We start from the raw sequence: 247 nt of genomic DNA, 5'->3' as shown, positions 1-247 counted from the left end.
ACCCTTCATTGTGGTTGCTTGGTGAAAAAACCGCCAACAGTAGCCACCATCTAAATATACTGCAGCCTTTAATGCAGCACGCACGCGCCGCCCATCACGCTGATATCGCAACCATAGAGTTTGCCCGTAGCAGTATTATGGCGATGCTGGCGACGCGAGTGAGTTTTATGAATGAGATGTCACGCTTGGCGGACAGTCAACAGGTCGATATCAAACAAGTCAGTCGTATCATGGGGCTAGACGCGCG

Annotated in this window: 1 pseudogene; it reads left to right on the top strand. The window is 51.0% G+C overall.

Annotated features, from left to right (window positions below):
• Positions 1-247 (top strand): annotated as a pseudogene (locus AAEY78_RS14475) (UDP-glucose/GDP-mannose dehydrogenase family protein); the annotation flags it as partial.

Origin of the sequence: Psychrobacter sp. 16-MNA-CIBAN-0192 (genome assembly GCF_040309565.1) — a bacterium.
Classification (GTDB): domain Bacteria; phylum Pseudomonadota; class Gammaproteobacteria; order Pseudomonadales; family Moraxellaceae; genus Psychrobacter.
The sequence above is the reverse complement of the archived record's forward strand: the minus strand, read 5'-3'. Positions and strand labels throughout refer to the sequence as shown.